This window comes from Paraglaciecola marina (genome assembly GCF_004360155.1).
GTDB lineage: Bacteria > Pseudomonadota > Gammaproteobacteria > Enterobacterales > Alteromonadaceae > Paraglaciecola > Paraglaciecola marina.
Map to the genome: position 1 here is coordinate 1 of NZ_ML178722.1, position 15281 is coordinate 15281.

Consider the following 15281-nt stretch of genomic DNA (forward strand, 5'->3'; position numbering starts at 1 on the left):
TTTCACCTCATTAGTTCATGCCCATGCTGGGCGTACACAAAAACAGGCAGCAGGACGCTCGCAAGCTCGCGCCTCTGCTGTTAGCGTTAGCAATCTAAAGCAGAGGTTTATGAATATAATTTTAGTCACGGATATCTTCGGCAAAACACCTGCTTTAGTAAAGTTAAGTGAAGAGCTCAATGCAAAAGTTATTGTCGATCCTTATGGTGGTGTCGATATGGCTTTTAAAAATGAAGCAGAAGCGTATTCTTACTTTATGGAAAATATTGGGATTGAAGATTATTTGTCAATATTATTAAAAGCAACTGAATCAATATCTTCTGTTTGTACCTTAATTGGTTTTAGTATTGGGGCTTCTATAATTTGGAAGTTATCTGAAAAGCTTTCGGTTAAAAATGTAAATCGTGCAATTTGCTACTATGGTTCTCAAATTAGAAATTTCAAAGAGGTGAATCCACTGTTTGAAGTTGAGTTAATCTTTCCCAAAAAAGAGCTTCATTTTGATGTGCTGGAACTACAAAATGAGCTATCTAAAAAGAAAAATGTAAATACTACAAAAGTAGATTACTTGCATGGTTTTATGAATTTATATTCAACTAATTACAATCAATTTGCTTATAATGAACAGCTAAATTGGTTGCGAATAAATGCCTGCTAATCGGGTAGCCAGAGGTGTCTAACCTCCAGCTCCCACAACACCCTGCACCGAAACGTCGGCCCGGACGGCTCCGCACAGGGCGTTTCACTCAGGATGGTGAAGCGATATCCAACCATCACGCAGTGAATAAAGCCCTTCGGATTGTAAGTATTCAAGGGATGGTGCCCAATGACCGCTTATGGCACTAAGCCGTCAGTCAGATTGAAGTAAGTTCTACATATACAAAGGTAAGATTAAGTTCTGACTAAATTCACTTCAACAAAGCTCACATCTCCTTAAAATCAGCTAGTTTCTGATTTAAAGCGGCACTACTTTTGTCATCACTTTATTCCCCTTAACGTCTTTAATAGTCATAGAGACGCTATGCTTTGAAATTTCTACTACACCAAAATTAGCCTTAGCATAACTATCCCCTACCCTATGCTTATTGGGGCTAACCTCTTTCCACTCTTCTGTTAGCCCTGAGGTTGTCATTTCCCATAGCTCATTACCGTTCTGTCGCTTTATTTGACTCAGCTCACTCCAGTGGGTATCCCCGCTTACAATAATTAAATTTTCTACCTTGTGTTTCTCAAGTAAGTCTAAAAATCGTTGCCTTTCATGGGGAAAGTTAGCCCAAGACTCCCACCCAGTGAGTTCAGGTAAAAACTGTAAACTTGTGGCTAAAATACGTACATCTGCAACTTGTTGTAACTGTTGTTCTAACCACAACCATTGTGGCTCTCCCAGCATGCTAATGGACTTGTTTGTATGGGGTACGTAAGGACCAAGATTATTAGGGGCTTTAATTGTAATATAATCTTCTTTGTTCACTGATTTGAGTGGGCTGCGATTCCATCGTAAGTCCGGCAAAATTAACTGCACCTTCATGCCACTTTGATTCAAAATATGACTGGTATAAATGCCATCACTTCTGGTTCTTCTGGGACTATTTTGAGGTACATTAAAATAATCTAGCATGATTTGACGGGATGCTTCTTTTTGTGGATATTCAGCTCCTGCGTCATTTTCACCAAAGTCATGGTCGTCCCAAATCCCAATTAAAGGTGTATTGGCCAGCATAGTTTGCATGCCAGGGTGAGACCATTGCTTTTGGTACTTAGCTTCAAGCTCTTGCATATCCTCGGTATCACCGTAAATGTTATCACCCAGTAACACAAACAAATCAGCTTGCTCTTGATTCAAGGATTGCCAAATAGGCTGTGGCTTGTCTTGGTGTAAACACGAACCAAATAGTATTTTTACAGTCTCGGGGGAGCTGTGTTCTCCATATGCTACGGAGGCAAAAAAACAACAGGCTGTAAGCCAAATAAAAATAGGATATTTCATGCGTTTTTACTCTTCTCTTGTAATAGCTAACGGCTCGGCAATACCCTTTGAAAAATAATGGGGGTCAAGGTCAAGTAATCTAAGTGATGTGGCAGCCACCTGACTTAATGTAACGTCTGCTGTGTTTCTCATTTCACCTAGTTTTTTGATATCTGGCCCCATTGCAGCCAGCCAGATTTGATCCGCTCCAGCGATGCCATTTTTATACTGGCTTAAACCATTTAAATAACCTTTTACTGCTACTGGGCTAGCATGGTGCTGCCATGATGCGGCAGAGTCACCACGCCCGTGGTCAACCGTAATCACTAGATTGGTATTATCTTTATATTGCTCTATTGACTGCAGCAACTCCCATAACGTCTTAATAAACTGGTCTGAACGATTGGCTCCACGTAAATACTCTGGATAGTTACCTTGATGGGCAAAATCATCGGTTTCACCTAGCGCCACATATATCACTTTTGGCTGATGGACCAAGATATATTCCTCGGCAAACCCCACCGTAAAGGCATCTAACCGCACGTTGTGCCAAGGGCTCGGGATGTCTTTTTGTAGTTCATTTAACCACTTTGCTTTATCTGATAACTCAGGCCATTTAGCTGACTCGAATCCCGCATTAATTGGCACTTTACTACGGTCCCGATTGACGATAGCAGGGAATACATCCCAACTTCCAAATGCAGCCACTTTATCTTTATAACTTGATTGCTTGTTTAGCCATTCTAAAATGGTAACGTTAGGATTATTAATGGCTTGGTTGGAGTTGATGTTAGGGTCTGCTTTACCTGTTAATAGCTCATTGTAACCAGGATAAGAAAACCAATAATCATTAGTCACATGCATATTCGAACCTAATTCACGATTACCTATTAACACCCCATTTTTAGCAATTACATTCCATAAAAAAGGCATTAACTTTTGGCGTCTTTCAATTGGGTTAGCTGCCCCAAATTGCTTTTCTAACGCTGATTTTGCCTGCTTAAAGCTTTCTAAATCGATAACATCATCTTGATACCCTTGAAAAACCTCTTGCCAACGCAGGCCATCAATACTCACCAAAAGTAAGTTATCCGCCCCTTTAACGGGTGATATCAAACAGCATAGACATAGCAATATCAGTGGTTTCATGAGCTTATATTCCAACTAAGTAAAATAAAAAAGGACGAGCCAAAGCCCGTCCCAAAGTGCTACAGGGAACTTTTGTTTAAAATACAGCTTTTATATTAATCGCAGCTGTTCTTGGTGCTCCCAACCATGCTGCGTTTGTCGCTACCGTTCCTAGGTAGCTTTCATCAAATAAGTTATTGACTGTAAAGTTTATTTCTATGGAATCTACAGACTTACCTAGGTCATCAATTTGAGTACTAAAGTACAAATCGCTGACTGTGTAAGCATCTACTGCTGAGGTGTTCTCTTGATTCAACCAGCGCTCTCCAACATATTTAGTACTTAAACCTGCTGAGTGATTACCACGTACCCAATCAAGACTTAACACTCCCATTTGTTCAGCAGCACCAATTACACCATTACCCAAAATAGAAGTTTCGCCATCTGCTGGCTTGTCGGTATATTCTGAATTGTTGTTGGTATAAGACGCGAACACACTAAAGTTGTCTGATATTTGATAAGTTAAAGAGACTTCAATACCGGTAGATTCAATACCACCATCATTAATGTAGCCACCAGCGGTTGACTCCAAGAAATCAATACCGTCTTCGCCATCTTCAACGCTAACAAAAGTAATACGATTATCGAACTTAGTGGCATAGTAGGTCAGGTTAGCACTCAAGTTTTCTGAGGAGTAACGTAACCCCATATCAAAGTTATCAGCGGTTTCCGGCTCGACTAGCGTTAAATCAGCATCGTCTCGCTCTAACACTGCATCTTTGATTGCTGCATAGTTTTGTGCAAAACCAGCAAATACCTCTAAACCATCAACTGGCAAGGGTGCAACAAAGCCCGCTGATAACAACAGGTCAGAATCAGAAGATACCCCTTGATCATTGGCTGAGTTAAACCTGTCATTTTTAGATACATCAACCAAGAATTGTTTGACACCCAAATGAGCTTTGGCAAAACCTAAGTCCAATTCATCTTCAAGGTAGAACATAGTGGTTTCTACCGGGAATTCACGGTCATATTGCACCCAGTAAGGGGTTTCATCAAAATAAAAGCTAGTCGCAGAGTCAATTATTTTGTGCCAATCACGGCTTTCGTCACGAGTGTAATCTTCATACCAGAAACCACCTCGTAAGGTGTTATCCATATCTGCTATACGGGCATCCCAAATAAAATCACCATTAATACCTACACGTGTTTTTTCATAGTGAGTGTGACGATAAGAGCCTACAGGTATTGCACCTTGCTCATAACAACCTGGGTCATATTCTGCACCCGCACCACCGTATGGGAAGCTGATAGAGCTTTCACATCCATCAATTGGGCTCAATTGCACACCAGCACTGTCTACAAAGAAAATCTGTCCCAGAATATCCCCACCGTATACTGTATTTCCAGATACCACTTCTGAATGACCAACACCTTCACCATCTGCAGTTACATCCACCAAATACGGTGGTACCCAATCACCACGGCCTTCATTGTTGTGGTAATAAACGTTAGTACTAAAGGCAACATCACCTATATCAAAATCTGCTTTTAAGTAAGTGAAAAAGTTTTCTCTTAAGGTAGACCAACCACGGCGATAGGCTTGATCTTGATATGGAATACCAGTCCACTCACTGGTTAATTGGTCCCACTCTGAGTTCTGTTCAAATTGCGCTAAGCCATAAATACGTTGGTAATTATCTTCATGGGTATCGTCGTAAGATGCATATGCCGTTAAATCTACATCACCTACCGTACTAATTACTTTTGCCGCAAAATGGTCACGTACATTCTCAGCAGCTTGATCCATCCAATCACTACTTTCTTGATTAGACATGCTAAACCAAGCAAAAGTGTCTTTAGCAATTTCACCTGTTTCGTAACGAGCAAAGAATTTTCTACCATCAAACTCAGCAAAAGTCGTACTTACAACCAAACGCTCTTCTAGCCCAGGATCAATGGTGACAAAGTCAAGTGTGCCGCCTAAGGCTTCATGGGAGCGAGATGCTATGTCAGCAGTACCTTGTGACACGTCCACTCTGGCTAAATTTTCAGTGTCGATATAACGGTTGGCTTTTGCGCCGCCACCATAGTTTGAATTGCCGTTTGCGATGCCATCCACTGTCATCCCTATTTGTTGCTGCGATAAATCCACTTGAAAACCACGTATCGATATACTCGTAGACCAGTCATCTGCTCCAAAGGTATCCCCTTCATTTATCAGTACACCGGGTAAGTTATCAATAGTAGCTAACACGCTAGTCATTGAAGTTTGTTGTTTGATCATCTCTTCAGATGTTTGGTTGTTTGCGTAAGACACGCTTTTACCCACAACGGTAATGGCTTCGACTTCTTGCTCTTCATTATCTTGAGCAACAACAAGGCCAGAAGTCGCGTAAGAGCTCAATGCGACAGCAATAGATATTGCCAGTTTTTTGCGGTTAGTAGTTTTCATGGTATCTCCCAGTATGTTTTTATAGTGGGCGATAATTTGAAGGTTTTATATGAAGCTGAGATGTACAACTGATGACGCTTAAGTGACTTTTTTACTGCATATTTATGCGGTTTTAGTGACACTTTTGTGTCACTAAGCCTTTACTGATGATTGTTTTAAACCAATCAAATATAACTATTTTTCGATGAAATACGTACCCCAGCCATCAAACTCCACTTGATGTTTTTCAGCTATGGCAAACAACTTTTTGGTATCTTGATCGATTAAACTCACATCTAACATACGCTCAACTACTGCATCAAAACAGAAAACTTCACCGCCATCATCTAGCTCTAATTCTTCTGCGTCTCCAACTTCAAACCCAGCTTTAAAGGCATCTACAGCTGCTTTTTCAAGGGCCTCAAAATCCACGCTAGCAAAATGATACTCTATGGTATGTGCCTGGCTATTATCACTACCATCTTCAATTAGGGCAGCAACTGTTTCTTGATTAAACTCAAACCACTCAGCTAACTCTGATTCTGCTTCTAAACTCATACTAATACCTTTTGATGGGTGAATATTTAAGAATTGTGACTTTCAATTTCTGTATCTAAGACCTTTATCATATCAGCCATTTTATTATGAAAATATGCCATATTGTCTTTTAAGGGTTTATCTTCATCCATATACTCTGGCTCTGACAATGACATCAATACCGTACCGTTATTCCAACGATTCAATTTAATTTTTTGATGTAAGTTGCTCGCAGCGACTACCACAATAGGCTCTTTGGTTTCTTCTGCAATACGAAATGCCCCTGACTTAAAAGGTAATAATCCACGGCCATAACTTCTGGTCCCTTCAGGGAAAAACCAAACTGACAAACCTTTCTCTTTAATCTTGTCAACGGTAACTTGTAACGTACCTCTGGCTTTTCCCGAATTTTTACGGTCAATCATAATATTGCCAGTTAGCCAGTAAGCTTGGCCAAAAATAGGGATCCACTTTAGGCTTTTTTTACCAACTGTTACCGTGCCTTTTTGTGCAGCTTTGCAAATTGTCACTAGGTCATAACTATTTTGATGATTCGCTATATATACAAACGGACCACCTTGCTTAACACTCTCAGGTACCCTAACTTCCAATTTTAAACCTAAAATCACTGAAATTGAGCTGTATAATTTACCTGCAACGTATACGTTATCACGATGAAAAGGTCGCACTAAACACACAAGCAATAATGCTGCATTTACCAAAATAAAATAACAAATTAAGGCGATTATTCTAATCAGAGCTAACATTCACTTATCCGGAAATCGAAATGGGTGCCGAGTATACGCACTTTTTAACTTATACCCAAACCACTTAATAATAGTTTTTAAACATTACTTTCTGTTAATTTCGCAACACTATTTGCTTGAAAGGAATGAATTAAATTACTATTCGGCCGATACTTATCTCAATAGATAAAATTATACTAAAAGGGCGCGCTTTAAATGCAAATATTCAAACATGAAGATCTTGACGAAGACATTTTGACAGACTTGTTGGAGGAGATTAATGAACTCTATGAAGCGAGCGAACAAACCCTAATAGAGTTAGAACTAAAACCTACTGATAATGAGTTACAACGTTCATTGTTTCGTTCGATTCATACAATCAAAGGTGATTTAGGCTTAGTTAATTTCACCCCGCTTATTCCACTATTGCAACATGGTGAAGATTTACTTGACTACTTACGTAAAGGGCAAATTCAATACACCAGTAACATGAGTGATTTGGTCTTACTAATAATGGACAAAGTAAAATTATTTGTTCAAAGCTGTATTCAAACAGGGCAAGCTGAATACGATAAAGACATGTATGAGCGGCTTGTTGCGGCAATTATTTGTATTACGCCAGACAATAGCAATGACCATGAGCAGCTTTTAGCTAAAGCTGTTTTAATTCTTGACCCTAGCTTAGATCTAGGAATAGAAATTAATGATGCAAGCACTACAGAAAAACCTGCGTCTTCTGCTCCTGCTAGCGTAGCAACAACCGGGATACCTAAATCAATTACCAATATTGAACGTGAAGATTTACTGTTCTTTCGTGAATTGATGAAGCCAATAGAAAAACGCTCAAGATATTGGGAAGGTAGAGGCGATAGGATCGCAAAGCTTGCTGGCTACATTAATAAAATAGCGGGCTCGCCAATAAATGAGGTGCAGCTTGCCGTAGCCTGCTACATGCACGATTTTGGTATGGCCTTTATGCCAGTTAAAGTTCTACATAAACAAGAGCAACTTGAAGAAGTGGAATTTAACCTTATGCGCTCACACGTTTATAAAAGTGCTCGTCTACTAGAAAACCTAACGCAATGGGATGAAGCCCGAAAAATTGTAATGCAACATCACGAGCGCATTGACGGCAGTGGTTATCCTTTGGGTATCAAAGAAGATGATATATGTGACGGAGCTAAACTATTAGGAATATTAGATACCTTTGACGCCATTACCCATGCGCGAGCACACGAAGCACACCTACAACGCCCTAAGAAAAAGGCGGTTATTGAAATAAACCGTATTGCCAAGGGGCAATTTTCCACAAAATGGATGCAAGCATTTAATTCAGGCATGGCAGCCTTGTTAACCAAGTGAGCCAACATAGCTTTTCTAGCTAGGTTGGTTGATATTAGTTTTACAATCAAAAACGCCAAGTTGTATAACTTGGCGTTTTTATTAAAACTAAGCAAACTCAGTTACATATTTAGCTCTTTCAGTTTTCGGGTTAATGTATTTCTACCCCATCCTAAACGTTTAGCCGCATCTTGCTTATGCCCATGAGTGTAGTGCAATGCTCGCTCTAATAATATTTTTTCAAAACTAATAATTGCTTCATCCAATATATTATTTTGCCCAGCTTGCAGCTGAGCATCAGCCCAACTTGCTAAAAGCGTCTGCCAATCACCGGATTGTGAACTCTTTTCAATAGACACAGGTTGTTGATGAATTTCTGGGGGCAAATCATGGGGTAATACTTCTTGCCCACTAGCCATAACCGTCAACCAACGACACATATTCTCTAATTGGCGAACATTGCCTGGCCAAGGTAAATTTGAGAGTATTTTTTTGGTTTCTTTTGATAAAACCTTGATCTCAACATCTAGCTCGATACCAGCGGTTTGCAAAAAGTGCGCAGCTAGCAAAGGAATATCTTCTCGCCTTTCACTCAATTTAGGAATATGGATACGAATAACATTCAGGCGATGGTATAAATCTTCACGAAACTTACCTTCTGCTACTCTTTCTTCTAAATTTTGGTGAGTTGCTGCAATTATTCGCACATCAACGCTAACAGGGTTATGCCCACCCACTCGATAAAACTGACCATCTGCCAATACCCGTAGCAACCGAGTTTGCACATCTAGAGGCATATCACCTATTTCATCTAAAAATAAAGTTCCTCCATTGGCTTGCTCAAACCTCCCTTGCCTTGCCGCTTGGGCTCCAGTAAAGGCCCCTTTTTCATGACCAAATAACTCAGACTCAATTAAGTCTGCAGGGATTGCCGCCATATTCAAGGCTATAAATGTTTTATCAGCTCGAGGACTATGTCTATGTAAAGCATGGGCTACTAATTCTTTACCCGTACCTGATTGCCCATTAATTAGCACACTAATACTTGAACGAGAAAGTCGCCCTACGGCTCTAAACACTTCTTGCATCGCCGGAGCTTCGCCAATAATTTCAGTGGCTTGTGTTACCTCTGGCACTTGATTCTGTTTTAGCTGCTCCCTAGCATGAACCAAAGCTCGCTGCACCAAACCCACAGCTTCATCTATATCAAAGGGTTTAGGTAAATATTCAAAGGCACCACTTTGATAAGCATTAACTGCACTATCTAAATCTGAATGGGCCGTCATGATAATCACGGGAATATTCTCGAATCGTTTATGCACTTCTTCGAGTAATTTCATACCATCCATTTGCGGCATGCGAATATCAGAAACAATCACCTCAGGTGGTTGCCCCGTTTCTAGTTGCAATAATAAATCTTCTGGGTTCTCAAAGCTGAAGCAAGGAATATTGGCTGTTTGTAACGCCTTTTGTAATACCCAGCGAATCGAGCTGTCGTCATCGACTATCCATACTGGTTCTGCACTCATTTCTGGACTTCCTTTTTATCAATTGGTAAATAAATGGTAAACGCGGTTCTACCTTGCCAACTTTCTACTTCGATTTTACCCCTATGATGACCAATCAGTGTTTGTGAGATTGAAAGTCCCAATCCACTGCCGTCTTTTTTACTAGTTACCATAGGATAAAACAAAGTGTTCTGAAGCTCAGTAGGTATACCCGGTCCATTGTCGATTACTTGTATTTTGGCACACAATGGAAAACATGCTCCGTGCACAATTACTTGTCGCTCAATACGAGTCACAATTCTAATTTTCCCTGGTATCTCTGGATGCTCTGACAAAGCCTGTAAGCTATTGCGCACAATATTCAGGGTTGCCTGTTGCATCATATCTTGATCTATATACACATCAGGAATACTAGGGTCATAATCACGGGTTATCGCGACATTATGACTTAAGTCTAAGTCAACCAAAGCACATACTTTTTCTAACACTTTATGGATATTATGAGACTCAAAGTTAGGCCTTAAATTAGGACCCAACAAACGGTCTACTAAATTAGTCAACCTGTCAGATTGATCAATTATAATAGAAGTAAATTCAATCAAATCAGCTGAAACCAATTGTTTTGAAAGTAATTGAGCCGCTCCTCTAATTCCACCTAACGGATTCTTAATTTCGTGGGCTAATCCACGCACCAACTCTCTCGCTGCACGTTGCTGTGCCCATTGGTGATTTTCTTGACTGATCTTTTTTTGTTGTTCAACTAAACGGATTTCAATCAATAACTGATATTTACCATTTTCGGCAATATTGGTAATTGAAACATCAGCTTGGGAATACCTACCATCTGTAAATTTAAACTGCACTTCGCTGTCGGAAAACACCTCACCATATTGGGTAAAGTTTTTAAAGCGGGCAAAATCTAAACTCGAGGTAGCAACAATTTGATGAATAGGGCTATTAATCAACAAGTTTAAACTACGCTCAAAAAAAGCTTGGGCGGTATGATTGGCGTATTGAATACGTAACTTGTAATCAAGCAATATGATGCCAGTAGACAAGTTGTCCAACAAATTTTCAGAGATGGTAAATTCAGACATAAGCTCAGTATATTCATGCACAAAATTAGTGCAAGGCAATTATTTACTACTTCGTAATTACTACTAACTTATATAAAATATGCCTAATTGGCATTAGTTAGGAGTGAAAAGTGCTGACGCTTTATGTAAATAAAAGGTCTGCAACTCTGATGATGCAAGGATCTTGCCTGAGTTGTTTAAAAACTTCACTTCAATCTCATGGGCTCCACGTTCTAAATTTTCCAATCGAAACGAGCCACTACCTTTAGTGCTAACCAATTGATTATCAAGAAATAATTCATACTTACCTGGGGTATCAGGTGATACTTGTGCTTTCACTGTAAGTTCACCAGAGTTATTTCGTATAGTTTGTTCTGCCACTGGATTTAAAATGCTGACAGTGTAGACGATAACTTTCTCTGGTTTCTTATTTGGATCGCTTATATTTGGCTGGGTATTCGAACCGTTAAGTGTCGGGATCACTGCACTATTAACGGCAGATAGATTCACTGAGGTTGCACCTTTTGAGGGGATGTCAGTATAAACTACGGTTCCATCTTCTTTTACGGTCTTATATATAACGTTCGCAGATGCAGTTATACATAAGAGTAGTAACCCAATAATATATAGTAATTTCACTATTACCCTCTGACATTTCAATACATATCTAATAGCTATGGCTAAGTGTAGCCTTATTGAGAGCAAAAAAAAGCCCGTAATTACGGGCTTGTTATTAAATGATATAACTAACGAGCTTCTTAGTTATTAAACACTGTAGTACATGTCAAACTCAACAGGGTGAGTTGTCATGTTAAGTAATTGAACTTCTTCCCGTTTAAGCTCGATGTAAGCGTCAATCATGTCATCTGACATTACGCCACCAGCCGTTAAGAATTCACGGTCATTATCTAGTGCATCCAAAGCTTCTTCGAAAGAGCTAGCAACTTGTGGGATAGCCGCTGCTTCTTCAGCAGGCAAATCATACAAGTCTTTATCCATTGAATCACCAGGGTGAATTTTGTTTTTGATCCCGTCTAGGCCAGCCATCAACATAGCAGAGAAAGCTAAGTAAGGGTTACACGTTGGGTCAGGGAAACGAACTTCAATACGACGCGCTCTATCAGATGTTACAAAAGGAATACGGATAGATGCAGAACGGTTACGTGCTGAATACGCAAGCATTACCGGCGCTTCAAAACCAGGAACCAAACGTTTGTACGAGTTAGTCGATGCGTTAGCAAAAGCATTGATTGCTTTAGCATGTTTAATGATACCGCCAATGTAGAACAAGGCTTCTTCAGACATGCCTGCGTACTTATCACCAGCAAAGATATTTTTACCATCTTTAGCAATAGATTGGTGAACATGCATACCAGAACCATTGTCGCCAACTAGAGGCTTAGGCATAAAGGTAGCAGTTTGACCATAAGCGTGAGCAACGTTATGAACTACATACTTATAAATTTGAACTTCATCAGCTTTCTTAACTAAAGTATTAAAAAGACATGCGATTTCATTTTGACCAGCGGTAGCTACTTCATGGTGATGAGCTTCAACTGTTAGGCCCATTTCTTCCATAACCATACACATAGCTGCACGTGTATCATTTGAAGAGTCGACTGGAGGAACTGGGAAGTAACCACCTTTAACACCAGGACGATGTCCCATGTTACCTTCTTCAAACTCTGCCCCTGAATTCCACTTGGCTTCAGCCGCGTCGATTTTGTAGAAAGAACCTGACATATCAGTGTGAAAACGCACATCATCAAACAAGAAAAACTCTGGTTCAGGACCAAAGAATGCGGTGTCACCTATACCTGTAGACTGCATATAAGCTTCTGCTCTGTGAGCAACAGAACGTGGATCACGGTCGTAGCCTTGCATAGTGCTTGGCTCAAGAATATCACAACGAATATTAATTTGAGTTTCTTCTGCAAAAGGGTCTAAAACAGCAGTTTCTGCGTCAGGCATCAACACCATGTCTGACTCATTTATGCCTTTCCAACCAGCAATTGAAGAACCATCAAACATTTTACCTTCTTCGAAGAATTCATCGTTAACTTGGTGAGTAGGAATAGCAACGTGTTGCTCTTTACCTTTGGTATCTGTGAAACGTAAATCAATAAATTTAGCTTCACTTTCTTTTATTAGGTCTAAAACCTTTTGTGCTGACATGGATGTCCTCCAGATTAAAAATACAATATTTGCTAATTAAGACCCAACTTTAGACCCTAAGAAACATATGTGTTGCGCTCGAAAACCATAATCATGCCATATACTGGGCTTTTTGGAATGCCTTAAATCAAGGTTTTACATTTTCAAGGGATTTTAAAACCGCCCAAGTCAATGCACCAAAATAAAACAAACCCGCACCAAGATGGACATAACTATTTATAATTTAAGGAAAACAAGTTTAAAATGTTAATAGCAAGTTATTAAAATGCCGCTGCAATTTTTATTTAAGCCAAAATGCATTTGGTATTCGCTTAATGTTTGATAAAACTGTACAATCCGCGCCCATAAAATTTCAGTTAATTTTGCGGCCAGTTTCAAACGAACAACCGCCATTACAGAGTAAAGCCAATGAGTGCATCTACCACCTCAATCGAAAACTTGAGGAATATAGCGATAATCGCCCACGTCGACCACGGCAAAACCACCTTAGTTGATAAGTTATTACAACAGTCAGGTACATTAGAAGAAAATCGCGGCGAAGCCGAAGAACGTGTGATGGACTCGAATGACATCGAAAAAGAACGTGGTATTACCATTCTTGCTAAAAACACAGCGATTAAATGGAACGATTACCGTATTAATATCGTAGATACTCCGGGACACGCCGATTTCGGTGGTGAAGTTGAACGTGTAATGTCTATGGCTGACTCAGTATTATTACTAGTTGATGCACAAGAAGGCCCAATGCCGCAAACTCGCTTTGTAACACAAAAAGCATTTGCTCAAGGTTTAAAGCCAATTGTTGTTATTAACAAAATAGATAAGCCTGGTGCTCGTCCTGATTGGGTAATGGATCAAGTATTTGATTTGTTTGATAACCTAGGCGCAACAGACGACCAACTAGATTTTGAAGTAGTTTACGCATCAGCGATTAATGGTTGGGCAACTAACGATTTAGACGTTGAAAGCGACACCATGACGCCTTTGTTTGAAACTATCATCAAACACGTTAAGCCACCTGCTGCCGATATCGAAGGCCCTTTCCAAATGCAAGTGTCACAACTTGATTACAACTCTTATGTTGGTGTTATCGGTATAGGTCGTATTACTAGTGGTTCGGTTAAGCCAAATCAGCAAGTTACAGTTATTGGTGCTGACGGCAAAACACGTAATGGTAAAATAGGGCAAGTACAAGGATATTTAGGCCTTGAACGTCACGAAGTAGAAGCAGCAGACGCCGGTGACATCATTGCAATTACAGGTATTGGCGAACTTAAAATTTCAGATACAATCTGTGATCCAAATAATGTTGTTGCCTTACCACCTCTTTCTGTTGACGAGCCAACCGTTACCATGACATTCCAAGTAAACAACTCTCCGTTTGCTGGTAAAGAAGGTAAGTTCGTTACTTCACGTAACATCCTTGAGCGTTTACAACACGAATTGATCCACAACGTGGCACTTAAAGTTGAAGAAATTCCAACTGACCCGGATAAATTCCGCGTATCAGGTCGTGGGGAACTTCACTTAGGTATATTAATTGAAAACATGCGTCGTGAAGGCTACGAGCTAGCGGTTTCTCGTCCAGAAGTAATCTTGAAAGAAGTTGATGGCGTCACTCACGAACCATACGAATCTGTGACTATTGATGTTGAAGAAGAGCATCAAGGTTCTGTAATGGAACAACTAGGTACACGTAAGGGTGAACTGACTAATATGGCACCAGATGGGAAAGGCCGTATTCGTATGGACTTCATGATCCCAAGCCGTGGTTTAATTGGTTTCCAAACAGACTTTATGACTATGACTTCAGGTTCTGGTTTGATGTACCACACATTTGATCATTACGGTCCTCATAAAGGTGGCGTAATCGGTCAGCGTAAAAATGGTGTATTGATTGCCAACGCGACAGGTAAAGCACTAACTAACGCATTGTTTAACTTACAAAGTCGTGGACGTTTATTTATCGGTCACGGTTTAGAAGTTTACGAAGGCATGATCATTGGTATTCACTCTCGTGAAAATGACCTTACCGTTAACGCCCTTAAAGGTAAGCAATTAACTAACGTACGTTCATCTGGTACTGATGAAGCGCAAACCTTGGTACCACCAGTTGTGATGACACTAGAGCAAGCGCTTGAGTTCATCGACAACGATGAGTTGGTTGAAGTCACGCCTCTTAGTACCCGTATACGTAAAAAGTTACTGACTGAGAACTTGCGTAAGCAAGCGGGACGTCCTGCTAAGTCTTAATGTATTTGCTAGCTAAGCTAGCGGCTAACTCAGCAATACTTAAACAACCGGCGAAAGCCGGTTTTTTATTTATTAAAACGAAGATGTTATTGATTCAGTTTGATGATCCGTAGATAT

Annotated in this window: 12 protein-coding genes; 3 read left to right on the plus strand and 9 right to left on the minus strand. The window is 40.0% G+C overall.

Features of this window, described 5'->3' with window-relative positions; translation table 11 throughout:
• On the plus strand, window positions 1–658 hold a 658-nt coding region (locus tag EOK74_RS03305), incomplete at its 5' end, for a hypothetical protein (protein WP_338047269.1).
• 297 nt (window positions 659–955) lie between these two features.
• On the opposite strand, the gene EOK74_RS03310 is transcribed toward EOK74_RS03305, so the two are convergent.
• The 5 genes from EOK74_RS03310 to EOK74_RS03330 all read right to left on the minus strand — a co-directional run bounded on the left by EOK74_RS03310 (window position 956) and on the right by EOK74_RS03330 (window position 6832).
• Entirely contained in the window at window positions 956–1987 is a 1032-nt protein-coding gene (locus EOK74_RS03310) for an alkaline phosphatase D family protein (RefSeq protein ID WP_133468500.1), read from the minus strand.
• A gap of 6 nt (window positions 1988–1993) precedes the next feature.
• Window positions 1994–3115 carry an alkaline phosphatase family protein gene (locus EOK74_RS03315; RefSeq protein ID WP_133468501.1) on the minus strand — a complete coding sequence of 374 codons (1122 nt, stop codon included), beginning with the start codon at window positions 3113–3115 and terminating at the stop codon, window positions 1994–1996.
• Window positions 3116–3191: 76 nt separating this feature from the next.
• Window positions 3192–5549 (minus strand): TonB-dependent receptor domain-containing protein, encoded by a 2358-nt coding sequence (locus EOK74_RS03320; protein WP_133468502.1) that lies wholly within the window; start codon window positions 5547–5549, stop codon window positions 3192–3194.
• 174 nt (window positions 5550–5723) lie between these two features.
• Window positions 5724–6086 (minus strand): ribonuclease E inhibitor RraB, encoded by a 363-nt coding sequence (rraB, locus tag EOK74_RS03325; RefSeq protein ID WP_133468503.1) that lies wholly within the window; start codon window positions 6084–6086, stop codon window positions 5724–5726.
• A gap of 26 nt (window positions 6087–6112) precedes the next feature.
• Window positions 6113–6832, minus strand: coding sequence for a 1-acylglycerol-3-phosphate O-acyltransferase (locus EOK74_RS03330; RefSeq protein ID WP_133468504.1), 720 nt, complete (start codon window positions 6830–6832; stop codon window positions 6113–6115).
• A 195-nt stretch (window positions 6833–7027) separates the two neighbouring features.
• Here EOK74_RS03330 and EOK74_RS03335 point away from each other — a divergent pair, with 195 nt between their 5' ends.
• Window positions 7028–8173 carry an HD domain-containing phosphohydrolase gene (locus tag EOK74_RS03335; RefSeq protein ID WP_133468505.1) on the plus strand — a complete coding sequence of 382 codons (1146 nt, stop codon included), beginning with the start codon at window positions 7028–7030 and terminating at the stop codon, window positions 8171–8173.
• Between the two features lie 101 nt (window positions 8174–8274).
• Here EOK74_RS03335 and glnG read toward each other — a convergent pair whose 3' ends face one another.
• The 4 genes from glnG to glnA all read right to left on the minus strand — a co-directional run bounded on the left by glnG (window position 8275) and on the right by glnA (window position 12911).
• Window positions 8275–9681: a nitrogen regulation protein NR(I) gene (gene glnG / locus EOK74_RS03340; protein ID WP_133468506.1), complete on the minus strand. Its 1407-nt coding sequence runs from the start codon at window positions 9679–9681 to the stop codon at window positions 8275–8277.
• Window positions 9678–10757, minus strand: a complete 1080-nt coding sequence (glnL, locus tag EOK74_RS03345) for a nitrogen regulation protein NR(II) (protein ID WP_133468507.1) — start codon at window positions 10755–10757, stop codon at window positions 9678–9680. The genes glnG and glnL overlap by 4 nt, the downstream gene beginning before the upstream one ends.
• Before the next feature lie 93 nt (window positions 10758–10850).
• Window positions 10851–11375 (minus strand): DUF4124 domain-containing protein, encoded by a 525-nt coding sequence (locus EOK74_RS03350; protein ID WP_239023994.1) that lies wholly within the window; start codon window positions 11373–11375, stop codon window positions 10851–10853.
• A gap of 126 nt (window positions 11376–11501) precedes the next feature.
• Entirely contained in the window at window positions 11502–12911 is a 1410-nt protein-coding gene (glnA, locus tag EOK74_RS03355) for a glutamate--ammonia ligase (protein ID WP_133468509.1), read from the minus strand.
• 408 nt (window positions 12912–13319) lie between these two features.
• Between glnA and typA the strand changes: the two genes are divergently transcribed.
• Entirely contained in the window at window positions 13320–15164 is a 1845-nt protein-coding gene (gene typA, locus EOK74_RS03360) for a translational GTPase TypA (protein WP_133468510.1), read from the plus strand.
• Window positions 15165–15281 lie beyond the last annotated feature (117 nt).